This window comes from Gordonia sp. C13, from assembly GCF_023218005.1.
Classification (GTDB): domain Bacteria; phylum Actinomycetota; class Actinomycetes; order Mycobacteriales; family Mycobacteriaceae; genus Gordonia; species Gordonia namibiensis.
Window position 1 is genome coordinate 39,164 of sequence record NZ_JALPSY010000024.1, and the last position, 21,223, is coordinate 60,386.

At 69.8% G+C, this 21,223-nt stretch carries 21 protein-coding genes; 16 read left to right on the forward strand and 5 right to left on the reverse strand.

All coding sequences use genetic code 11. From position 1 onward, the window contains the following. The first annotated feature begins 2 nt into the window (after positions 1-2). From M1L58_RS17440 to M1L58_RS17450, 3 genes are read left to right on the forward strand one after another with little or no spacing between them, the layout of a single operon-like run. Positions 3-1,664 carry an ABC transporter permease gene (locus M1L58_RS17440; protein WP_248659850.1) on the forward strand — a complete coding sequence of 554 codons (1,662 nt, stop codon included), beginning with the start codon at positions 3-5 and terminating at the stop codon, positions 1,662-1,664. Further along, the gene (locus tag M1L58_RS17445) at positions 1,661-2,719 is read left to right on the forward strand and encodes an ABC transporter ATP-binding protein (RefSeq protein ID WP_248659851.1); all 1,059 of its coding nucleotides are present in this window, start codon (positions 1,661-1,663) and stop codon (positions 2,717-2,719) included. Before M1L58_RS17440 ends, M1L58_RS17445 begins: the two co-directional genes overlap by 4 nt. A gap of 13 nt (positions 2,720-2,732) precedes the next feature. Continuing rightward, positions 2,733-3,602, forward strand: a complete 870-nt coding sequence (locus M1L58_RS17450; RefSeq protein WP_006865608.1) for an EamA family transporter — start codon at positions 2,733-2,735, stop codon at positions 3,600-3,602. 4 nt (positions 3,603-3,606) lie between these two features. On the opposite strand, the gene M1L58_RS17455 is transcribed toward M1L58_RS17450, so the two are convergent. Next, on the reverse strand, positions 3,607-3,783 hold the full coding sequence (locus tag M1L58_RS17455) for a hypothetical protein (RefSeq protein ID WP_248659852.1): 177 nt from the start codon (positions 3,781-3,783) through the stop codon (positions 3,607-3,609). A gap of 207 nt (positions 3,784-3,990) precedes the next feature. On the opposite strand from M1L58_RS17455, the gene typA reads away from it, so the two are divergent. From typA to cofG, 7 genes are all read left to right on the forward strand, one after another. Continuing rightward, positions 3,991-5,901, forward strand: coding sequence for a translational GTPase TypA (gene typA / locus M1L58_RS17460; RefSeq protein ID WP_248659853.1), 1,911 nt, complete (start codon positions 3,991-3,993; stop codon positions 5,899-5,901). 66 nt (positions 5,902-5,967) lie between these two features. Next, the gene (locus M1L58_RS17465; protein ID WP_248659854.1) at positions 5,968-7,902 is read left to right on the forward strand and encodes an ABC transporter family substrate-binding protein; all 1,935 of its coding nucleotides are present in this window, start codon (positions 5,968-5,970) and stop codon (positions 7,900-7,902) included. Next, positions 7,899-8,789, forward strand: coding sequence for an N-acetyl-1-D-myo-inositol-2-amino-2-deoxy-alpha-D-glucopyranoside deacetylase (gene mshB / locus M1L58_RS17470; RefSeq protein WP_248659855.1), 891 nt, complete (start codon positions 7,899-7,901; stop codon positions 8,787-8,789). Before M1L58_RS17465 ends, mshB begins: the two co-directional genes overlap by 4 nt. 5 nt (positions 8,790-8,794) lie before the next feature. Continuing rightward, on the forward strand, positions 8,795-9,184 hold the full coding sequence (locus M1L58_RS17475) for a facilitated glucose transporter (RefSeq protein ID WP_154884772.1): 390 nt from the start codon (positions 8,795-8,797) through the stop codon (positions 9,182-9,184). A gap of 62 nt (positions 9,185-9,246) precedes the next feature. Next, entirely contained in the window at positions 9,247-10,401 is a 1,155-nt protein-coding gene (locus M1L58_RS17480; protein ID WP_248659856.1) for an FO synthase, read from the forward strand. Beyond that, positions 10,398-11,933, forward strand: a complete 1,536-nt coding sequence (locus tag M1L58_RS17485; protein WP_248659857.1) for a flavin-containing monooxygenase — start codon at positions 10,398-10,400, stop codon at positions 11,931-11,933. The genes M1L58_RS17480 and M1L58_RS17485 overlap by 4 nt, the downstream gene beginning before the upstream one ends. Further along, positions 11,930-13,237, forward strand: a complete 1,308-nt coding sequence (gene cofG / locus M1L58_RS17490; RefSeq protein WP_248659858.1) for a 7,8-didemethyl-8-hydroxy-5-deazariboflavin synthase CofG — start codon at positions 11,930-11,932, stop codon at positions 13,235-13,237. Before M1L58_RS17485 ends, cofG begins: the two co-directional genes overlap by 4 nt. A gap of 280 nt (positions 13,238-13,517) precedes the next feature. Here the strand turns inward: cofG and M1L58_RS17495 are convergent, their stop codons facing one another. Beyond that, positions 13,518-13,901 carry a rhodanese-like domain-containing protein gene (locus M1L58_RS17495; protein ID WP_248659859.1) on the reverse strand — a complete coding sequence of 128 codons (384 nt, stop codon included), beginning with the start codon at positions 13,899-13,901 and terminating at the stop codon, positions 13,518-13,520. Beyond that, positions 13,898-14,491 carry a cysteine dioxygenase gene (locus M1L58_RS17500; RefSeq protein ID WP_248659860.1) on the reverse strand — a complete coding sequence of 198 codons (594 nt, stop codon included), beginning with the start codon at positions 14,489-14,491 and terminating at the stop codon, positions 13,898-13,900. Before M1L58_RS17500 ends, M1L58_RS17495 begins: the two co-directional genes overlap by 4 nt. A 482-nt stretch (positions 14,492-14,973) precedes the next feature. Here M1L58_RS17500 and fdxA point away from each other — a divergent pair, with 482 nt between their 5' ends. Together fdxA and dapC are read left to right on the forward strand one after the other, a co-directional pair. Further along, on the forward strand, positions 14,974-15,303 hold the full coding sequence (gene fdxA / locus M1L58_RS17505) for a ferredoxin (protein ID WP_119032849.1): 330 nt from the start codon (positions 14,974-14,976) through the stop codon (positions 15,301-15,303). A gap of 58 nt (positions 15,304-15,361) precedes the next feature. After that, a complete protein-coding gene (gene dapC / locus M1L58_RS17510; RefSeq protein WP_308221825.1) occupies positions 15,362-16,504 on the forward strand; it encodes a succinyldiaminopimelate transaminase in 1,143 nt (380 codons plus the stop codon). 13 nt (positions 16,505-16,517) lie between these two features. Here dapC and M1L58_RS17515 read toward each other — a convergent pair whose 3' ends face one another. Both M1L58_RS17515 and dapD read right to left on the reverse strand, forming a co-directional pair. Then, entirely contained in the window at positions 16,518-16,760 is a 243-nt protein-coding gene (locus M1L58_RS17515) for a DUF3072 domain-containing protein (RefSeq protein WP_248659861.1), read from the reverse strand. A 134-nt stretch (positions 16,761-16,894) separates the two neighbouring features. Further along, positions 16,895-17,860, reverse strand: coding sequence for a 2,3,4,5-tetrahydropyridine-2,6-dicarboxylate N-succinyltransferase (gene dapD / locus M1L58_RS17520; RefSeq protein WP_248659862.1), 966 nt, complete (start codon positions 17,858-17,860; stop codon positions 16,895-16,897). A gap of 215 nt (positions 17,861-18,075) precedes the next feature. Here dapD and M1L58_RS17525 point away from each other — a divergent pair, with 215 nt between their 5' ends. From M1L58_RS17525 to M1L58_RS17540, 4 genes are all read left to right on the forward strand, one after another. Then, complete coding sequence (locus M1L58_RS17525; protein WP_248659883.1) at positions 18,076-18,597, forward strand: DM13 domain-containing protein; 522 nt, start codon at positions 18,076-18,078, stop codon at positions 18,595-18,597. 43 nt (positions 18,598-18,640) lie between these two features. After that, a complete protein-coding gene (gene dapE, locus M1L58_RS17530) occupies positions 18,641-19,738 on the forward strand; it encodes a succinyl-diaminopimelate desuccinylase (RefSeq protein ID WP_006865624.1) in 1,098 nt (365 codons plus the stop codon). A 73-nt stretch (positions 19,739-19,811) separates the two neighbouring features. Then, positions 19,812-20,636: a TIGR00730 family Rossman fold protein gene (locus M1L58_RS17535; protein ID WP_248659863.1), complete on the forward strand. Its 825-nt coding sequence runs from the start codon at positions 19,812-19,814 to the stop codon at positions 20,634-20,636. After that, entirely contained in the window at positions 20,633-21,190 is a 558-nt protein-coding gene (locus M1L58_RS17540; RefSeq protein WP_248659864.1) for a TIGR00730 family Rossman fold protein, read from the forward strand. The genes M1L58_RS17535 and M1L58_RS17540 overlap by 4 nt, the downstream gene beginning before the upstream one ends. Positions 21,191-21,223: the final 33 nt, after the last annotated feature.

Genomic DNA, 21,223 nt, shown 5'->3' on the forward strand with positions numbered 1-21,223 from the left:
CGGTGAGCCGGGCCGGGGCGCGGCCCACTGGACGGACGGCGACGGTCGCCGGGCGGGTGGCACTGCGGCTGATCCCGGCTCTGTTCATCGCCGTCCTCTTCGCGTGGCCGGTGCTCGCGCTCGTCCGCCGCGGGGTGAACCTGGCCGCGGCGTCGGGGGAGCGACTCGGTGAACTCCTCACCCGGACAGACGCACTCACACTCCTGGGGGTCACCCTCGGACAGGCGGCGGCGTCGACCGTGCTGGCGCTCCTCGCGGCCGCGCCGATCGCCTGGTTGTACGCCCATGTCGGCGGGCGGGCGTCGGTCCTCCTCGCCGTCGCGGTGACGGTGCCGTTCGTGCTGCCGACGGTGGTCGTCGGCGTCGCGTTCCGGTCGTTGCTGACCGGCCCACTGTCCTTCCTGCACATCCAGTCCGGTCTCGGTGCGGTGCTGGCCGCGCACGTGTTCATCAACGTCGCCGTCGTCGTCCGCGTGGTCGGTGCGGCGTGGCGGAACCTCGACCCCCGGCTGCTGGAGGCGGCGCGCACCCTGGGCGCCGGGCGACTCCGGGCGACGCTGACGGTGGTGATCCCCCGACTGCTTCCTGCGATCGCGGGTGCCGCTGCACTGATCTTCCTGTTCTGCTCCACCAGTTTCGGTGTCGTGATCATCCTCGGCGCGGGTGAGTTGCGCACCCTCGAGACCGAGATCTACACCCAGGCCATCGGTTACTTCCGCATCCCCGAGGCGGTTGTGCTGTCGATGGTGCAGATCGTCGTCGTGTTCGCGGCCCTGATGCTCACCCGCGTGTTCGCCGACCCCGCCGGGGCCGGTTCGGCCCGTGGCGGTGTCGAGCGACGGCGTCGGGATGTGGCGTTCGCGCACGGGCGGTTCGTGCGTCCGGCGATGTGGCTGGTGGGCGCGTGGACGGTGATGTTGCTCGTCGGACCGGTCGTGGTGTTGATCGCTCGGTCGGTGCGGCCGACGGTCGGCGGGGACTGGACGCTGGCCGGATACCGGGCCCTCGCCGAACCGGTCAACGGCGTCACGCCGCTGGAGAGTCTGCAGTACTCGCTGGTGTCGGCGGCCTTCGCGACCGTCATCGCGCTCGTGGTGGGCATGCTCGCCGCCGTCGCGCTCCATCGTTCCCGCGGCGTGGTCGGTTCGATCGCCTCGGCCATCTCCCTGGTCCCGCTCGGGATCAGCGCTGTCACATTGGGTTTCGGATATCTGATCGTCCTGGCGTCGATGCCCTATGCGATCGCGGCGTCGCCGGCGATCGTCCCGTGCGTGCAGGCGCTGATCGCCATCCCGATGGTCATCCGCATCATGGTCCCGGCGCTCGAATCGGTACCGGTCCGGCTGCGCCAGGCCTCCGCGACGCTGGGCGCCCGGCCCGCCCGCGTGTTCGCGACCGTCGACCTGCCGATCGTCGGCCGCTCGATGGGCGCGGCCGCCGGTTTCGCCTTCGTCATGGCGCTCGGCGAGTTCGGGGCCAGCAGCTTCCTGGCCCGCGCCGATACGACGACCCTGCCGGTGCTGATCGGATCGGCGCTCAACCGGCCGGGCGCCGCGAATCTCGCGACCGCGATGGCCGCGTCGGTGGTCCTGGTCGTCGCGACGACCCTCGCCGTGCTGGTGGTCGAGGCGTTCCGTCCCCGTTCGGAGGTGCCGCTGCTGTGACCGGACGAGACGCTGCCACGAGGTCGCACGCCCTCCTCGAGATCTGCGACCTCGCCGTCGCCTACGGCGGACACCCTGTGATCGACGGATTGTCCTGGCAGGTCGGGGGATCGGGGTCGTTGGTGACCGCCGTCCTCGGTCCGTCCGGGTGCGGAAAGTCGACGCTGCTGCGCGCCGTCGCCGGTCTGGAGCAGCCGACCCGTGGCGTCGTGCGCTTCGACGGTCAGGACCTCGCCGGGGTCGAGGTCCACCGACGCGACTTCGGGGTGGTCTTCCAGGACGGGCAGCTCTTCGGCGGGCGCAGCGTGGCGTCGAACATCGGTTACGGACTGCGGATGCGCCGCTGGTCGCGTCGTCGGATCGCCGACCGCGTGACCGAATTGCTCGACGTCGTCGGGCTGCCCGGTTACGAGAAGCGTTCCGTCGACACCCTGTCCGGAGGCCAGGCGCAACGGGTCGCCCTGGCGCGTGCGCTCGCCCCGCATCCGCGGCTCCTCTTGCTCGACGAACCCCTGGCGGCGCTCGACCGGCGCCTGAGAGATGAGCTGGCGGTGGAGATCTCGGAGATCGTGCGTGCGGCGGGCGTGCCGACCGTCGTCGTCACCCACGATCACGCCGAGGCCGCGACCATGGCCGACGAGATCGCGGTGATGCGCGACGGCGCGATGGTGCAGGTCGCCACGCCCTCCCACCTGTGGCGACGCCCCGTGGACGAGTGGACGGCGAAGTTCCTCGGCGTCACCACCGTCGTCGACGCACAGTTGCGGGCCGGGATCGCCGACACCGTGCTCGGCGAGATCGTCCTCGACCTGCCCGACGGATCGCGTCGGCTCGGCCTCCGCCCGGAGTCGGTCGAGGTCATGGGTCCGGCGGGGGCGGACGATTCGGGGACGGGCACTGCGACGGTCGTGCTCGTCGCCGAACTCCCGGCCGGCCCACGCGTCCGGATCGAGACCGCGGTCGGCGAGATCGACGCCGTGGCAGACGAATCCGTCGCCATCGGCGACCGGGTACGCATCCGACTGGTTCCCGAGCGGGTCGCGGTCATCGGATGACGACGGCCGCCCGATGACGGACACCGCGCGACGCGACCTCCTGCTCCCGCCGGGGCTGATGGTGCTCGGCGCGACGTCCATGTATCTCGGTGCGGCGATCGCCGTCGGCCTCTTCGACGACGTCGCCCCGTCGGCGGTGGCCTGGCTGCGCATCGCCGGAGCCGCACTGGTGCTGCTGATCTGGGTCCGGCCACCGCGGCCGGCGTGGCAGTGGTCCCGCCTGCGGCTGGCTGGATGTTTCGGCGTGATCACCGCAGGCATGAACATCACCTTCTACGAGGCATTGGCGCATCTGCCTATGGGGACAACCGTGGCGCTGGAGTTCCTCGGCCCGATCACGGTGGCGGCCTTGGGTTCCCGCACCCGGCGCGACATTGCGGCACTCGTCCTCGCCGGGCTCGGCGTCGTCCTCATCGCCGACGTCCGGTGGTCGGGGACCGGTGTGGGGGTGCTGCTCGCGCTGGCCGCTGCCGCGTGCTGGGCCGGTTACATCGTGCTGGGGAAGCGGGTCGCGGCGCGCGGGGCGGGCGTCGAGGATCTCGCGACCGGCTTCGTGATCGCCGCTCTCGTCACCTCGCCGCTGGCTTGGTGGGTGGTCGAGGGGGTACGCGAGGGTGTGTCGCCGGCCGCACTGATCGGCCAGGGTCTGGTGCTGGGCGTGGCGTCGACTGCGATCCCTTACGCCCTCGATCAGGTCGTGCTGCGCCGCGTCGGTCGTGCGCGGTTCGCGATCCTGCTCGCACTGCTACCGGTGACGGCTGCGGTGATCGGGCTGATCGTGCTCGGTCAGGTACCCCGGCCGCTGGAGGCCCTCGGGATCGCGGCGGTCGCGCTGGCGGTGGCGGTGCGGTCGGTCGAGGAGGACGAGCTCCCGCCGAATTGAGTGCTCAGGCGGCGCGCGCCTTCTTCAGCGCCTTGTTGAGTTCTTTCTTGCTCATCTCGGAGGTGTCGAGCTTGCGCATCCGGTGGATCACCACGGGACACCGCACGCACCGTTTGGTGCTCTTGCAGCACTTCTTCTTGGGCTTCAAAGAGCCCACCTTGGCCGCGTCGACCTTGCCCATGCGGCGAGGTTAGCAGACCCTAATAACGGGTGATCGGGAGCCTGTGATCGCAGTCTCACCGCATAAACAGATACTCTGTAGCGTTGAATCCCTAGGTGATCTGCACTTGTCGCCGGTCAGAGCTGTTCGGCCGCGAGCGTCGGAGATGTTCGGCTCGCGTCGAGTGCCTGCCGCCGAGGCGGACCCCATCAACACGAAAGAGAGCCTGTGAGCGCTGCCCCCACCTTCCGTAACGTCGCGATCGTCGCGCACGTCGACCACGGAAAGACCACCCTCGTCGACGCCATGTTGCGCCAGTCCGGCGTCTTCGGAGAGCGCGCCGAGGTCGTCGACCGGGTGATGGACTCCGGAGACCTCGAACGTGAGAAGGGCATCACCATTCTCGCCAAGAACACCGCGGTGCACCGGCGTCAGCCGGACGGCACCGAGGTGGTCATCAACGTCATCGACACCCCCGGCCACGCCGACTTCGGTGGCGAGGTCGAGCGCGGCCTGTCGATGGTCGACGGCGTCGTCCTGCTCGTGGACGCCTCCGAGGGCCCGCTGCCGCAGACGCGCTTCGTGCTGCGCAAGGCGCTTGCCGCCGAGCTGCCGGTGATCGTGGTCGTCAACAAGACCGACCGCCCCGACGCCCGCATCCAGGAAGTCGTCGACGAGACGCAGGACCTCCTGCTCGACCTCGCGTCGGATCTCGACGAGGAAGCCGCCAAGGCTGCCGAGCTCGTTCTCGAACTCCCGGTGCTCTACGCATCCGGCCGCGCCGGCGTGTGCTCCACCGAGCAGCCCGCCGACGGTCAGGTCCCGGACGCCGAGAACCTCGACGCCTTCTTCGACGTCCTGCTCGAGCACGTCCCGGCGCCCAAGGGCGATCCGGAGGCCCCGCTGCAGGCCCACGTCACCAACCTCGACGCCTCGGCCTTCCTCGGTCGCCTGGCGCTCGTGCGTATCCACAACGGCACCATCCGCAAGGGCCAGCAGGTGTCCTGGTGCCGTGAAATCGACGGCGAGCCCGTCGTCGAGCGCGCCAAGATCACCGAGCTGCTCGCGACCGTCGGCGTCGACCGCGCACCGGCCGAGTCCGCGTCGGCCGGCGACATCGTGGCCGTCGCCGGTATGCCGGAGATCATGATCGGCGACACCCTCGCCGACCTCGAGAACCCGCAGCCGCTGCCGCGCATCACCGTCGACGAGCCGGCCATCTCGGTCACCATCGGCACCAACTCCTCGCCGCTGGCCGGCCGCGTGTCCGGTCACAAGCTGACCGCCCGCATGGTCAAGCAGCGCCTGGACTCCGAACTGATCGGCAACGTGTCGCTGCGCGTGCTCGACATCGGCCGTCCGGACGCCTGGGAGGTCCAGGGACGTGGCGAGCTGGCCCTGGCCATCCTCGTCGAGCAGATGCGCCGTGAGGGCTTCGAGCTGACCGTCGGCAAGCCGCAGGTGGTCACCCGCAAGGTCGACGGCAAGGTGCAGGAGCCCTACGAGCACCTCACCGTCGACGTCCCCGAGGAGTACCTCGGCGCGGTCACCCAGCTGCTGGCCGCCCGCAAGGGTCGTATGGAGCAGATGAACAACCACGGCACCGGTTGGGTCCGTATGGAGTTCATCGTCCCCTCGCGCGGTCTGATCGGTTTCCGTACCGACTTCCTCACCGAGACCCGCGGTACCGGCATCGCCAACGCCGTCTTCCAGGGTTACGACAGCTGGGCCGGCGAGATCCGCGCTCGCCACACCGGCTCGCTCGTGAGCGACCGTTCCGGCACCGTCACCCCGTTCGCGATGATCCAGCTCGCCGACCGCGGAACCTTCTTCGTCAACCCGGGCGACGACAGCTACGAGGGCCATGTCGTGGGCATCAACCCGCGCCAGGAGGACCTCGACATCAACGTCACCCGCGAGAAGAAGCTGACCAACATGCGTCAGTCCTCGGCCGACGTGATGGAGACGCTGGCCAAGCCGATGCAGCTCGATCTCGAGGGCGCCATGGAATTCTGTGCCGCCGACGAGTGTGTCGAGGTCACCCCCGAGGTGGTCCGAGTGCGTAAGGTTCACCTCGATTCGTCGACGCGTGCCCGTGAGCGCTCGCGGGCCAAGTCCCGGGACGCTGCGGTCAGCTGACCGCCGAGCCGGTCTCTCGCGCGAGCGGGGGACCGGCACTCGTCTGATCGACCGAGAAGCATCTTCATGGGGGTATCCGAGGTGAAACGCGCGAGGCCACAGGGTCGCGACGCCACGAACCGGACCCGGAGCAGTGTGCTCGGGTTGCTCTCGTGCGGCGCCGCCCTGCTCATCGCCCTGACGGCGTGCACGGCGGATCCGCCGCCGCCCGTCCGGGACACCGGTCCGCCGCCGACGCCGACGGAGTACCCCGTCGAGAAGACGGTCTTCGTGGCCACCGACTCGGTCGGCAACGGGTTCAACCCGCACATCGCGGCCGATCAGAACCCGGTGACCACCGCGGTCGCCGCGATGACGCTGCCGAGCGCCTTCTCGCCGGTGCAGACGCCTGCCGGACCGGTCTGGGAACTCCAGCGCCACTTCGTCACCTCCGCCGAGGTGACATCGCGGCAGCCGTTCACGGTGACCTACCGGATCCACACCGACGCCCAGTGGTCCGACGGTCTGCCGGTCACCGGCGACGACTTCAGCTACCTGTGGCAGCAGATGTCGCGGCAGCCCAACGTGGTGGCCCCGGCCGGCTACCGCCTCATCGACTCGGTGCAGTCCCGCGAGGGCGGCAAGCTCGTCGAGGTGCGTTTCGAGCGCCCGTATCCGGCCTGGCGCGAGCTGTTCACCGGCCTCTTGCCGAGTCACGTCCTCAAGGGCGCCCCGGCCGGCTTCCAGACCGGCATGGACACCGGCAAACCGGTGTCGGCCGGCCCGTACGCCATCGTCGGGATCGACAAGACCCGCGACGAGGTGCGGCTGGCCCGCAACGACCGCTACTGGGTGACGCCGCCGCGACTGGACCAGGTCGTGCTCCGCCGCGCAGGCAGCAACGCCCAGATGCTCGACTCGGTCCGCTCCGACGATTCCGAGATCGTCGCCCTCGGCGCCTCACCGGCAACCGCCGCCGAACTGGCGGCCCTGCCCGGCCTGGAGACCGAACGCAGCCTCACCTCGCGGTCGCTGGGGATCAGCGTCAACGCCCGCACCGACGCGATGAGCTCGGTCGAGGTGCGGCGCGCGATCCTCGGCCTCGTCGACCCGCGGCTGACCACGTTCGCCGGCGCGGGGGACTGGATCGTCGAACCGTATGCGAACACCGTCTTCGCACCCTCCGACCCCGGCTACACACCCGTCTCGCGGCCGCGTCCCGATCGCGCCGCGGTCGACGCACTCCTCGCCGACGCCGGGTACCGGCGGGCAGACCCGGAGACGGCCGGAGAGACCTCGCCGGTCCCCGAACCATCCACGGACGCACCGGCCTCGGGAACGCCCTCTGCGCCGGGCTCGTCCACGCCGTCGACCCCGGCGGCGACGCCGACCCCCGGTGCGGTCGAGGTCGCGAAGCTACCCGAGGGCGTCCTGCCGTTCCAGAAGGACGGCCAGGATCTTCTCGTGCGTGTCGGCGCCGTCGCCGGTGACCCGCGCGCCACGTCGGCCGCCTCGAGCGTCGTCGACCAGCTCCGCGGCGCCGGAATCCGCGCCCAGGTGGTGACGATGCCGAACAGCGAGCTGTACGGATCGGCGCTGACCCAGAAGCGCGTCGACCTCGTCGTCGGCTGGACCGGACTCGGTGTGCCGCCCGCAGCGTCCCTGGCGTCCCAGGTCGACTGCAACCAGCCCAAGCCGAGCACCGAGCCGTCGCCCGCGACGCCGCCGACGCCGACCAGCATCGCGCCGAGCGGTGGGGATGTCGGCGACAGCTACGCCAGCAACATCTCCGGCCTCTGCGATCCGACACTGATCGAACTCGCGCGCGACGCGATGTCCGAGGAGGACCCGATCTCGACGCTCAACGAGGCGGAGCCGCTGCTCGCCGCGCAGGCCATCTACCTGCCGCTGTACCAGGATTCGATGGTCGTCGGCGTCACGCCCGAGGTGCGCGATGTGCCTCTCACCGGCCCGATCCAGGAGTCGATCTTCGGGACCGCGGTCAACTGGGAACTCTCGTGACCGACACTTCTCCCTCCGCCGACCGGCGGCTGCTGCTCGTCCACGCCCATCCCGACGACGAGACGATCATGACCGGCGGGACCATCGCCCGCTACCTCGCCGAAGGCGTCGACGTGCGGGTGCTGACCTTCACCCTCGGCGAGGAGGGCGAGGTCATCGGTGACGAGTACGCACAGCTCGTCGCCGACGGCGGCGCCGACCAGCTCGGTGGGTACCGCATCGCGGAGCTGACCCGTGCCCTCGCGGCGCTGAGCCCGGCCGACGGGCCGACCCTCACGCCGCGTTTCCTCGGTGGGGCCGGCCGTTGGCGTGACTCCGGCATGGCCGGGGCGCCGTCGGCGAATCACCCACGCGCGCTCGTGCAGGCGTCGTTCGACGAGCCGGTCGGTGTACTGCTCGATCTACTCCTCGACTTCGCCCCGCAGGTCGTCGTCAGCTACGACGCGTCGGGCACGTACGGCCACCCCGACCACAAGCTCGTCCACGAGGTCACCGCAGCCGCGGTCGCACGTGCCCGGGAGGCCGGTGCGGGGCCGACGAAGCTGTACGAGTCGGTCACCGAGCACAGCGCTCTGGAGAACGGGCTGGCGGCCGCGCAGGCCGTACCCGATGGTTGGCGCATGCCGGACCCCGGCGAACTCCCGAGCTACCCCGACGACCAGATCACCACCGAGGTCGATGTGCGGGCGTACTACCCGTGCAAGGTCGCCGGGCTCGCCGCGCACGCCACGCAGGTGACGGTCGCTCCGTCGGGGACCGAATACGCGCTGTCGAACAACATCCTGCAGCCGATCATCGACCACGAGCACTTCATCCTCACCGACCACGATCCGCGTCCGGCTCTCGACGGCGACCGGGAGACGGACCTCTTCGCCGGGATCGGATAGCGACGATGCCGGCGCTCGATCCAGACGTCCGCAACCGGCTGCTGCTGGCGCTGCTGACCCTCGACGGTTTGGTGGTGGGCCTGCTCAGCGTGGCGTTCGCATACCAGCGGTTCGGCGGGGTCGCGCTGCCCGTCGCGGCGCTCATCGGCGGTCTCCTCAACGCGGTGCTGCTGTGGCTGGCCGCCGGGTACACGTCGTCGCCGCTGCGCTATGCGCCGCTCGGCGCGTGGGGGCTCGTCGTCGTCATCGCCGGCGGCTTCCCGGGGCCGGGCGGCGACGTCATCCTGAGCACGTCGGGGAACTACCTGGTCCAGACCCTTCTCCTACTCGTGCTGGGCGTCGGCCCGGCCGCCGTGCTCAGCTGGACCCACCGGCTCCCCGAGGCCGACGACTGACTTTCCCCGCCGCTGTTCCCTCGGGACGAAGGGCGATACCGAACGAGCGTTAGAGTGTGGTCATGGTTCTGCGCGCGTGGGCCGAAGACATCACGGCCCCGATCGAGCGCGTCACAGCGGCCCTGAGCCGTCTCCGTGACGACCCGACGGCCCTCGGCCCCGATGCCCTCGACGACGAGGGCTGGGTCGCGCTGCTGGGCGCCTCCGGTACCGGTCTGGAAGAACTGTGCGAACTCGCCGACACCGTCCGGGCCCGGGTCACCGACCCCGACACCCTGACCTTCGTCGTCAACCGCAATCTGGACACCGGGGTCGCCGCCCGCCTCGTCTCGGATGGACGTCGTCCCGGCGAACCCGCGCTCGCCGATCTGGTCGGGGAGGCCGTGGAACTCGGCGCCACCGAGATCTGCATGCAGGGGCCGTTGCCCGCCGACCGACCGGCCACCGACTACGTCCGTCTCGTCGAAGAGATCACCGGTGCGGCAGACGGTCTGCACCTGCACGCGTATCGCGCCGCGGAGATCGCCGACGGCGCGAGCCGGACCGGGGTGCCGATCGCCGAACATCTCGGTCGCCTGCGCGCAGCGGGCCTCGGCTCGATCCCCGGAACCGCCGCCCAGATCCTCGACGACACCGTCCGCGGATACCTGTCGCCGACGGGCTCGGCACCTGCCCGCGACTGGATCGAGGTCATCGAGGCCGCGCACGGCGCCGGCCTCTTCTCGACGGCCACCATCGTCTACGGGCATGTCGAGACCCCGCAGCAGCAGGTCGCGCATCTGCGCACGCTGCTCGGGATCCAGCGGCGCACGGGCGGATTCACCGAGCTGATCCTCATGCCGATGGTCGCCACCAACACGCCCCCGCACCTGGCCGCCGCAGCGACGTCGACCGCCTCGCGGCGGGAGACCCGCGCGCTGCATGCCGTCGCCCGGCTGATGTCCGTCGGTCTCATCGACCACGTGCAGGTCGCCTGGACCAAGCTGGACCCCGACACCGTGGATCTGCTGTTGCGCGGAGGCGCCGACGACATCGGCGGCCTGCTGCTCGACGGCCGGCTCATGCCGGATGCCGGTCCGGAGGTGGGCCGCGTCCTCGACGTCGACACCCTCGTCGCCATCGCGGACCGCGCCGGTCGCGCACCGCGTCAGCGCACCACCCGCTATGCCGAGCCGGAAGCCGATCGGCTGATCCCGATCCCGCAGGTACGTTCGTGACGGTGACGACGACGCAGGGGGGTGAGCGGGTGGACATCGACACGGTGCCCGACGTCGATGTCGCCATCATCGGTGCCGGCTTCGCGGGCCTCGGGATGGCCACGCAGCTCGCCCGTCGCGGCCGCGAAACCTTCGTCGTCCTCGAACGTGCCGACGCGGTGGGCGGGACCTGGCGCGACAACGTCTACCCCGGCATCGCCTGTGACATCCCCGCGCACCTGTATTCGTTCTCCTTCCGCCCGCCGGCCGACTGGGCATCGCGGTATCCGAGCGGCCGCGAGATCCGCGACTACCTCGAGCAGACCGTCGCCGACGAGGGTCTCGCCGAGCACATTCTGCTGAACACCGAACTGCGGCAGGCAGCCTGGGACGAGGTCACGGCCCGCTGGACGATCACCGCCGAGACCGCGGACGGACCCGGCCGGACGTTCCGCGCGCGCAGTCTCGTCCTCGCCGTCGGCCGGTTGTCGGAGGCGAAGATCCCCGACATCGAGGGTCTCGGCGAGTTCCCCGGTCAGGTCGTCCACACGGCGGCCTGGCACGACGCCGTCGCGGTCGAGGGCGCCCGGGTCGGCGTGGTGGGAACCGGCGCTTCGGCGGTGCAGCTCATCCCGCATCTGGCCGACGCCGCCGAGGAACTCGTCGTGTTCTGCCGGACCGCGCCCTATGTGGTGCCCCGCGAGGACCGCCGGTACACGTCCGACGAACGCGCCGCGCTGCTCGACCCCGAGGTCGCCGGCGAGGTTCGCCACCGGCTACTCACCGAGGCCGACGGGGCGTTCCGCCAGCGACTCGGCCTCCATCCCGACATCGACGAGATCCGGGCCCGTGCCCGCAACCATCTCCACGAGCAGGTCGACGATCCGGAGCTGCGTGAGCTGTTGACCCCGGATTACGAGATCGGCTGTAAGAGAATTCTTCTCAGCGATGATTTCTATCCGGCGCTGCAGCGGTCGAACGTGGTGTTCGAGCCGAGTGCGCTGGAGTCGATCACCGAGTCGAAGGCCACCGCGCGCAGCGGACGCACCTTCGACCTCGACGTCCTGGTCATGGCAACGGGTTTCGAGTCCACCCGCCCTCCGGCCGCGAGCCGCGTTGTCGGCCGCGCGGGACTGCGTCTGTCCGAGCACTGGTCGTCCGGGATGACCTCGTACGCCTCGACCGTCGTCAGCGGATTCCCCAACATGTTCGTGCTCGACGGGCCGAACGCCGCGCTCGGTCACAACTCGGCGATCTACATGATCGAGACGCAACTCGACTACGTGCTCGGCGCGCTGGAGTTCATGGGGAACACCGAGGTTCGCGCGCTGGAGGTCTCCGCGGAGGCCGAAGCCGCCTACACCCGCGAGATCGACGAGCGCAGCGCGTCGACGGTGTGGCTGACCGGTTGCGACAGTTGGTATGTCGACCCGGAGAGCGGCCGTCTGACCCTGCTGTGGCCGGGGACGGCGGCGTCGTTCCGAGAACGCAACGGCACCTTCGATCCCGCGCCCTATCTGACCATCACCGATTCTCCGGAGGCGGAACGATGACCGACCTCAGCATCCCCACTGTGCGCACCGACCAGGCGGAAGACACCGCCGCGGAACGTCCTTCGCGTGAGGCGATCGACGCCGCGCTTACCGCTGCCGAGTCCCGTGAGCCGATCGACCTCGACCAAGCCGTCATCCTGCTGTCCTGTGCGGGTGCCGATCTCGTGCGCCTGCAGTCGATCGCCGGCGCGATCCGCGACGAGGGGTTGGCCGCAGTCGGCCGGTCCCGGCAGGTCACCTACTCGCGCAAGGTGTTCATCCCGCTGACCCGGCTGTGCCGCGATCGGTGCCACTACTGCACCTTCGTGACCGTGCCCGGCAAACTCGCCCGCGCCGGCGAGGGGTTGTACCTCGAACTCGACGAGGTCGTCGACCTGGCCCGCCGCGGAGCCGAACTCGGTTGCAAGGAAGCCTTGTTCACGCTGGGGGACCGCCCCGAGGACCGGTGGCCGGAGGCCCGCGAATGGCTCGCCGAACGCGGCTATGCGTCGACCCTCGACTACGTCCGAGCAGCCGCCGTGGCCGTGCTGACCGAGACCGGCCTGCTGCCGCATCTGAACCCCGGGGTGATGAGCCTCGAGGAACTCCTGCACCTGCGACCGGTGGCCCCGTCGATGGGCATGATGCTCGAGACCACGTCGCGTCGGCTCTTCACCGAGAAGGGGCAACCGCACTACGGGAGCCCGGACAAGGACCCGCTGGTCCGAATGCAGGTACTGCGCGACGCCGGTGCCGCACGTGTCCCGTTCACGACCGGCATCCTCGTCGGCATCGGCGAATCGCTGTACGAGCGAGCCGAATCCCTGCTCGCCATCGCGGAGGTACAGGCCGCGGGCGGTCACATCCAAGAAGTGATCGTGCAGAATTTCCGGGCCAAGCCCGACACCGCGATGCGATCCACGCCCGATGCGGAGATGAGTGAGTTCCTGGCGGCGGTCGCCGTCGCGCGGATCGTGCTCGGACCCCACATGCGGGTACAGGCCCCACCGAACCTGGTGTCCCCGGCCGAATGTGCCGCGCTGATCGCCTCCGGCATCGACGACTGGGGCGGGGTGTCGCCGCTGACCCCCGACCACGTGAACCCCGAACGTCCCTGGCCGAACCTGGATGCACTCGCCGCTCGGACCGCCGAGTCGGATTTCGTTCTCACCGAACGGATCACGGCCCAGCCGAGATATGTGCTCGACGCTGCGGACTGGATCGACCCGGCCCTCACGCACCACGTCGCCGCGCTCGCCGACCCGGAGACCGGGCTCGCCGTCGACACCCGCCCCGCACCGCGACCCTGGCCGGCCGTCGCCTGACCTCGATACGTCCCTCGGCTATCGCCTCGGGCCACTCGGCCGGCAGGAGTGGCGCCGCGCCCTGCTGCTGGTTGAGCGGAGCGAGGGGGGCCGTTTGTCCTGCTGGTTGAGTAGGTGACGAGCGGGGCGAGGGGGCCGTTCGTCCTGCTGGTTGAGTAGGTGACGAGCGCCGCGAGGGGGCCGTTGTCTTGCTGGTTGAGTAGGTGACGAGCGGGGCGAGGGGGGCCGTTTGTCCTGCTGGTTGAGTAGGTGACGAGCGGAGCGAGGAGCCGTATCGAAATCAGCGCAACATGGCCGCGAGCGCCTCGTATCCCCCGATCACGTCGGTCGCGCGATGCAGTCCGAGGTCCTGCAATGCGGCCGCGGCGAGACTCGACGTGTAGCCCTGCTGGCACAGGATGATCCAGCGCACGTCGTGGTCGACGGCCTCGGGAATCCGGGCGTCGCTGGCGGGATCGCATCGCCACTCGAGGACGTTGCGCTCGATGACGAGCGCCAGGTCCGTCTCGCCCTCTTGCGCGCGCTGGGCGGCCGGTCGGATGTCGACGAGGATCGCCCCGGCCTCGAGTTCGGCGGGGACCGACGCGGCGTCGACGCGCTGCAGTCGTAGGCGTGCCTCGGCGAGCACGTCGTCGATGGTGCGCGGAGTCGGCTTGTCGCTCATTCGGGTTCGTCGGTCAGGACCGTGCGGGTACGACGCAGGTGGCCGGCGTCGGCCACCTCGTAGTAGGACATCGCGGTGAGCGGCGGGGAGTAGGCGTGGACGCTGAGCGTCGGCCCGGCCACCTGGATCGTCGGGTTCTTCACGACGTCGTGGACCCACCCGAGAGGGAAGGCGGCCTGGTCGCCGGCGTCGAGGACACGCACGGCCAGATCGTCCCCCGTCCAGTGGTACTCCCGCAAGGAGCCTGAGAGGACGGTCAGTGCACCGAGCGAGCCGGCGTGGTCATGCAGTTCGGTGGCCTCGCCGGGCGTCCAACTGATGAGCCAGACGTCGAGGTCGTCGTCGGCGTAGAGGCGCGTCGACCAGCGGTGCGCGGTGTCCCATTCGGCCGGGAGCAGGGCGTCGTGCCGACCGTCGAGGACGTCGGCGACGCCCTGGTCGGTGATGCGCAGCAGGTCGGCGGGACGCAGATGTGTCGGCAGGTGGGTTCGCGGGCGCGGTGCGTCGGCGGCCACCCGGGTCCGGGTCGGGGGAGTGACGTTCTGCGAGCGGAGAGAGGCAGACGTCGCGCGGGCAAGGGTCGAGGTCATGACGAGATCCTTGAGGGGAGTGGATGTGCGGGTCGGGAGCAGAGGGTCAGCGACAGCACATACACATGTTCCGCGACGCCGGCTCGAGCCCCGACACAGCCCACAGGCTGGTGCGAGGGCGGCCCACAGCGACCGGATTCACGACGAACATGTCGCCGAGGATGCCTCTCGGGCCACCCTTTGTCGAGAATTGGCGGCACGCTGAGCGAAAGTCCGGCTTCACGTCGCTGTATCTCCGCCCGGCATACGTGGTGCCGGTTCGGGCCGGCGAGCGGCCGCTGATGTGATTCTCGGCACAACCGGGCATTCTGCGTGCTCTGGAGCCGGGGGTGATTTCGTCGTGGGCACCACCGGGGCGGATACTCTGGGTTGCGGTTCGACCAGCCCTCGGACCGCAACCGGCGCCGACGCCGGAGAGTCGTTCGACGCCGAACTGCTCATCCGCCTCGCGCCGGCAACGATCTTCCCTAGCGAAGGAGTGAGTGGTGACCTACATCATCGCGGAGCCTTGCGTCGATGTCCTGGACAAGGCTTGCGTGGAGGAGTGCCCCGTCGACTGCATCTACGAGGGTGGGCGCATGCTCTACATCCAGCCGGATGAGTGCGTCGACTGTGGTGCGTGCGAGCCGGTGTGCCCGGTCGAGGCGATCTTCTACGAGGACGATGTCCCGGATGAGTGGGAACCCTACGTCAGCGCCAACGCCGACTTCTTCGACGATCTCGGTTCGCCCGGCGGCGCGAGCAAGGTCGGCAAGACCGACGCCGACCCGGCCTTCATCAAGGGCCTGCCGCCCATGAACGAAGACGACTGACGGCTCGACGGCTTCCCGTCTTCGAAGTAGACCCCGGACGGATAGGACTGGCCCTGCAGTGAGCATCCCCACCTCTCGCGCAGCAGAGCCGCTGCGTGTGTCGGCGACGCGTGTGAGCGGTCGGCTGCCCGATTTCCCGTGGGACACCCTCGCGGGTGCCAAGGCCACGGCGCAGTCCCATCCCGACGGCATCGTCGACCTGTCGGTCGGTACGCCGGTCGACCCGGTGCCGGAGCTCATCCGGAACGCACTGGCCGACGCGTCCGGATTCCCGGGATACCCGACGACCGTCGGGACCACCGAACTGCGCGAGGCCGCTGCCGAGTCGCTCACCCGGCGCCACGGCGTGACGAACCTCGACCAGTCGGGGATCCTGCCGGTCATCGGCACCAAGGAGGCGATCGCCGGCCTGGCGTCGACCTTCGGCCTCGGCCCGGGAGACGACGTGGTGATCCCCGAGGTCGCCTACCCGACCTATGAGGTCAGTGCCCTGCTGGCCGGAGCTCGCGCCATCCGGGCCGACTCGACCGTCGCCCTCGGCCCGATGAATCCGGCGCTGATGTTCATCAACTCGCCGTCGAACCCGACCGGCAAGGTCCTCGGCGTCGACCACCTGCGGAAGGTGGTGGGCTGGGCGCGCGAACGCGGGACCGTCGTGGTGTCCGACGAGTGCTACCTCGGGCTGAGCTGGGAGGGCGAGCCGCTCTCCATCCTCGACCCGCGGGTCTGCGACGGCGACCACACCGGTCTGCTTGCGGTGCACTCACTGTCGAAGATCTCCAACCTCGCGTCGTACCGCGCCGGTTTCTTCGCGGGCGACGCCGAACTCATCGCCGAACTGCTCGCGGTCCGCAAGCACGCCGGCTTCATGCTTCCCTTCCCGATCCAGGCGGCGATGACCGCCGCACTCCGTGACGACGCCCACGCCGACGAACAGCGTGAACGCTACGCAGCTCGGCGTCGGACATTGCTCGCCGCGGTCGAGGCGGCGGGTTTCCGCGTCGACCACTCCGAGGCCGGCCTGTACCTCTGGGCCACCCGCGACGAGCCGTGTCGCGACACCGTCGCCTGGCTTGCCGAGCGCGGAATCCTCTGCGCGCCCGGCGATTTCTATGGGCCGGCCGGGGAGAAGCACGTCCGCATGGCGCTCACCGGCACCGACGAACGCATCGCCGCCGCGGCCGCGCGCCTGGCCGGCTAGGCGTCTCGGGCGGTCAGCCCCGCCCGCTCTTGCTCTGCAGCCGCTCGATCTCTTCGGATGCCTGGGCCTTGGTGAGGTCGGCGGAGATGGTCTCGCCCGCCTCGCGGGCCAAGGTGTCGAGATAACTGCGCTGTGCGCCGGTCATCGGCTCGTCGCCGGTCACCCAGTCGTCGGGATCCTTCTCGGTGGTGTTGCCGGCCCCGGCGCCGAGGACGTCATCGCCGCCCGGCGTCGAACTGCTGTTCGATGTGCTCATGGGTCCACCGTACGAGTCATTCGGCGATCCGGCCACCCGCCGGCGCATGACCCGAGTGAAAACCCGCCAGAAATGGCCGAACCCAGCACCTCGTCGGTGCTGGGTCCGGCCACAGGGGTGGGTCTGCGTCGACCTCAGTTGTGCTTGTGCAGCGCCTCGTTGAGTGCGATGCCGTCGCCCTTCCACGGCACGACCTCGACCGCGCCGGTCAGGCTGTTGCGACGGAACAGCAGGTTCGACTGGCCCGCCAGGTCGCGTGCCTTGATCTGGGTGCCGTCCGGACCGGTCACCTTGGTGCCGGCGGTGACGTACAGGCCCGCCTCGATGACGCAGTCGTCGCCGAGCGGGATGCCGCAGCCGGCATTGGCGCCGAGCAGGCAGCGCTTGCCCAGCGAGATGATCTCCTTGCCGCCACCGGAGAGCGTGCCCATCGTCGACGCGCCGCCACCGATGTCGGAACCGTCGCCGACGACGACACCGGCCGAGATACGACCCTCGACCATCGACGACCCGAGGGTGCCCGCGTTGAAGTTCACGAAGCCCTCGTGCATCACGGTGGTGCCGGCGGCCAGGTGGGCGCCGAGACGGATGCGGTCGGCGTCACCGATGCGGACGCCGCCGGGGACGACGTAATCGACCATGCGCGGGAACTTGTCGATCGAGTAGACGGTGACCGGGCCGCGGGCGCGCAGCTTGGCGCGCACCGATTCGAAATTCTCGATCGCGCACGGGCCGTGGTTGGTCCAGACGACGTTGGTGAGCATCCCGAAGATGCCCTCCAGGTTGGCGCCATGCGGTTCGATGAGGCGGTGGGAGAGCAGGTGGAGTCGGAGGTAGACGTCGTAGGCGTCGACCGGAGCGACCGACAGGTCGGCGATGCCGGTGCGGACCGCGATGGTCTTGACGCCTCGGGCCTCGTCGACACCGACCAGTTCGCGCAGTTCCGCCGGCGTGGAATCCTCGTCGAGGACGACGGTCTCGGCGGTCTCGACGCCGTCGAGCTCGGGTGCGGGGAACCAGACGTCGAGCACGACTCCCGGAGTCGACCCCCCGTCGATCACGGTTGCGATGCCAGTTGCGTGTGCGCCAGTAGTTGTCACGAGACCCGAGTCTAGGCGATTGACCTTGGTGAACGACGCCGTGCCTCCTGCTGCCCGCCGCCGGTCACGCTCCGGGGCCAGACAGGGGCCCGCCCGTCATCCGAACGGCGCAAACACCTGGTGAGAGCGTGTTCGGAGCTCGTATCGTCGCCGGCATGACCGGCCACGACCGACCCTCCTCACCCGCCCCGCGGCGTAGGCGTCGCCGGCTCTGGGTGTTCGGCGGGGTGGGCCTGCTGGTCGTGGTCGCCGTCGCGGTCGCCGCGGTGATCTTCCAGCCGTGGCTGATCCTCGTCGACACCGAGGTCGACGACGAGATCCCGGTCGCGGTGACTCCGTCGACCTCCCAGGTCGGTCAACCGCTGCCGCCCGCGCCCGTCGTGCTGTCCGAGGGTCGGCTGATCAGCCACGAGCACTCGACCTCGGGGACCGTCACGATCATCGAGAAGCCGGACGGTACACGGGTTCTCGCGATCGAGAACCTCGACACCACCACCGGACCCGACGTCCACGTGTGGCTGTCGCAGGCCGAGGTGGTCGAGGGTTTCGGCGGCTGGCGGACCGCCGCCGGTCCGCCCCACGTCGACCTCGGGATGATCAAAGGCAACAAGGGCAACCAGGTCTACGGGATCCCCGCCGACGTCGACCTCGCCGCCTATCCTGCAGTCTTCCTGTGGTGCGTGAAGTTCAGCGTCTCGTTCGGAGCAGCGGAACTGACCGCACCGGACGTCCGCTGATCCATGTCGGTTGAGCGGGTAGAAACCCAGATACGGTAGGTGCGTGAGCACCGCACTCGACCTCGCCGCCGATCCCGTCGAACTGACCGCCGCCCTCGTCGACATCGAGAGCGAGTCACGCAACGAGTCGGCCATCGCCGACGCGGTGGAAGCGGCACTGCGAGAGCAGACGACGGGCTTCGAGATCCTCCGGCACGGCAACCGGGTGCTTGCCCGCACCAACCGTGGGAAGGCGCAGCGCGTCATCCTCGCCGGACACCTCGACACCGTGCCCGTCGCCGGGAACCTGCCCTCGCGACGCGAGACGCACCCGGAAGAGGGGGACGTCCTGCACGGTTGCGGCACCGTCGACATGAAGTCGGGCGACGCGGTCTTCCTGCATCTCGCCGCGACACTCGAGGACCCGGCCCACGACCTGACCCTGATCTTCTACGACTGCGAGGAGATCGCCGCCGAGTTCAACGGCCTCAACGACATCGAGCGGGAACTGCCGGAGTGGCTCGCCGGTGACGTCGCGATTCTCGGCGAACCCACCGCTGGTCTCATCGAGGCGGGTTGCCAGGGGACGCTGCGGGTTCGGCTCGCGACGTCGGGGACGCGATCGCACTCGGCCCGCTCGTGGATGGGCGACAACGCGATCCACAAGCTCGGCGGAGTGCTGACCACTCTGGCCGCCTACGAGCCGCGCCGCGTCGACATCGACGGGTGCGAGTACCGCGAGGGACTCTCGGCGGTAGGGCTCGCCGGAGGTGTTGCGGGCAACGTCATCCCCGACGCCGCGCACGTCGACGTGAACTTCCGTTTCGCCCCGGACCGGTCCGTCGAGCAAGCACTCGATCATGTCCGCGAGGTCTTCGCCGCCGATCTCGCCGACGGCACGGTCACCCTCGAGGTCACCGACGCCGCGGCCGGCGCGCTGCCCGGCCTGGCACATCCGGCGGCAGCCGCTCTCGTCGAGGCCGCGCAGGGACGCTTCCGCGCGAAGTACGGATGGACCGACGTCTCGCGGTTCTCGGCCCTCGGCATCCCCGCGGTGAACCTCGGACCCGGCGACCCGAATCTCGCGCATCGCCGCGACGAGCGGGTCCCGGTCGAGCAGATCCGCACGGTCACCGAACTGCTTCGCGCCTACCTGTCCTGAGTCGGCCCGGCCCTGTCCTGAGCCAGTTCGACGCGGTCGGGGAGGGGCGTCACACGCTGCTAGCGTGACCTGCATGTCGACGAATCCGGAACCTCCTGCGCACGATCCCGCCGCAGACGACGTCTGCTACGTCGGGCCGATCCGAATCCGGCCGGAACAGCGGGGCAAGACGACCGACCGGCGACTTCTCGAGTGGGTCGACCCGCGTGACCCGGAGAGCCGCGCCGAACGCACGATGCGCGACTCGTGGCGGGTGCTGCGCATCCAGTCGGAGTTCGTCGCCGGATTCGACGCGATGAGCGGCGTCGCCGAGGCGGTGACCGTGTTCGGGTCCGCGCGGTTGAAGCCGGATTCGCGGGAATACGCCCTCGGTGTGCGGGTCGGTCGAGCGCTCGGTGAGGCCGGTTATGCGGTCATCACCGGCGGCGGACCCGGCGCGATGGAGGCGGCGAACCAGGGGGCGCACGAGGCGGGCGCCCAGTCGATCGGCCTGAACATCGAGTTGCCCTTCGAGCAGGGCCTCAATCCGTGGGTCGACCTCGGCATGAACTTCCGCTACTTCTTCGTCCGCAAGACGATGTTCGTGAAATACGCGCAGGCCTTCGTCTGCCTGCCCGGCGGTATGGGCACGCTCGACGAGCTGTTCGAGGCGCTCACCCTGGTGCAGACCAAGAAGGTGGTGCGATTCCCGATCGTGCTGGTGGGCAGCGACTTCTGGGGTGGACTGCTCGACTGGATGCGCGACGTGCTGGCCGCGCGCGGAATGATCTCGCCCGAGGACCTCGACCTGCTGACCGTCGTCGACGACCCCGACGACGTCGTCGCAGCGATCGAGGCGGCGGCCCCGACGCAACCCGGCGTGAACCCGCCCGGAGTCGATGGCACGATTGCCCGGTGAGTGCCGTCTGTGTCTACTGTGCGTCCGGTCCCGTCGAGCAGCGCTTCCTCGATCTCGCCACCGAGGTGGGGGCGGCCCTTGCGCGTGCCGGCCACACCGTCGTCTCCGGCGGCGGCAACGTCTCGATGATGGGTTCGCTGGTCACATCTGCGCGAGCGGCGGGCGGCCACACCACCGGCATCATCCCGAGGTCGCTGATCGAGCGCGAGGTCGCCGACCTCGGGTCCGACGAACTCGTCATCACCGAGACGATGCGTGAACGCAAGCGCCTCATGGACGAGCGCGCCGACGGTTTCATCACGCTCCCCGGGGGTATCGGAACCCTGGAGGAGCTGTTCGAGACCTGGACGGGTGGGTACCTGGGCATGCACGAGAAGCCGGTGGTCCTGCTCGATCCTTTCGATTTCTACGCGCCGCTCCTCGGCTGGCTGAGAGAGTTGTCGACAACCGGATTCGTCTCCCAGCGATCGTTGGATCGGCTGCTGGTCACGGCCTCCGTCGACGAGGCGATCGAGTTGGCGACACAGCGGTGGGAACTTCCTACCGGCCGGTAAGGTAGCGCGGTGAGTGCGCGGGGCACTCACGAC

Bases quoted from the DNA above. Each gene is read 5' to 3' on its own strand.
- M1L58_RS17465 (WP_248659854.1), top strand. From the start codon at position 5,968: ATGGGGGTATCCGAGGTGAAACGCGCGAGGCCACAGGGTCGCGACGCC.
- M1L58_RS17450 (WP_006865608.1), top strand. From the start codon at position 2,733: ATGACGGACACCGCGCGACGCGACCTCCTGCTCCCGCCGGGGCTGATG.
- M1L58_RS17500 (WP_248659860.1), bottom strand. From the start codon at position 14,491: ATGACCTCGACCCTTGCCCGCGCGACGTCTGCCTCTCTCCGCTCGCAG.
- M1L58_RS17455 (WP_248659852.1), bottom strand. From the start codon at position 3,783: ATGGGCAAGGTCGACGCGGCCAAGGTGGGCTCTTTGAAGCCCAAGAAG.
- M1L58_RS17535 (WP_248659863.1), top strand. From the start codon at position 19,812: ATGTCGACGAATCCGGAACCTCCTGCGCACGATCCCGCCGCAGACGAC.
- M1L58_RS17495 (WP_248659859.1), bottom strand. From the start codon at position 13,901: ATGAGCGACAAGCCGACTCCGCGCACCATCGACGACGTGCTCGCCGAG.
- cofG (WP_248659858.1), top strand. From the start codon at position 11,930: ATGACCGACCTCAGCATCCCCACTGTGCGCACCGACCAGGCGGAAGAC.
- M1L58_RS17475 (WP_154884772.1), top strand. From the start codon at position 8,795: ATGCCGGCGCTCGATCCAGACGTCCGCAACCGGCTGCTGCTGGCGCTG.
- M1L58_RS17480 (WP_248659856.1), top strand. From the start codon at position 9,247: ATGGTTCTGCGCGCGTGGGCCGAAGACATCACGGCCCCGATCGAGCGC.
- M1L58_RS17515 (WP_248659861.1), bottom strand. From the start codon at position 16,760: ATGAGCACATCGAACAGCAGTTCGACGCCGGGCGGCGATGACGTCCTC.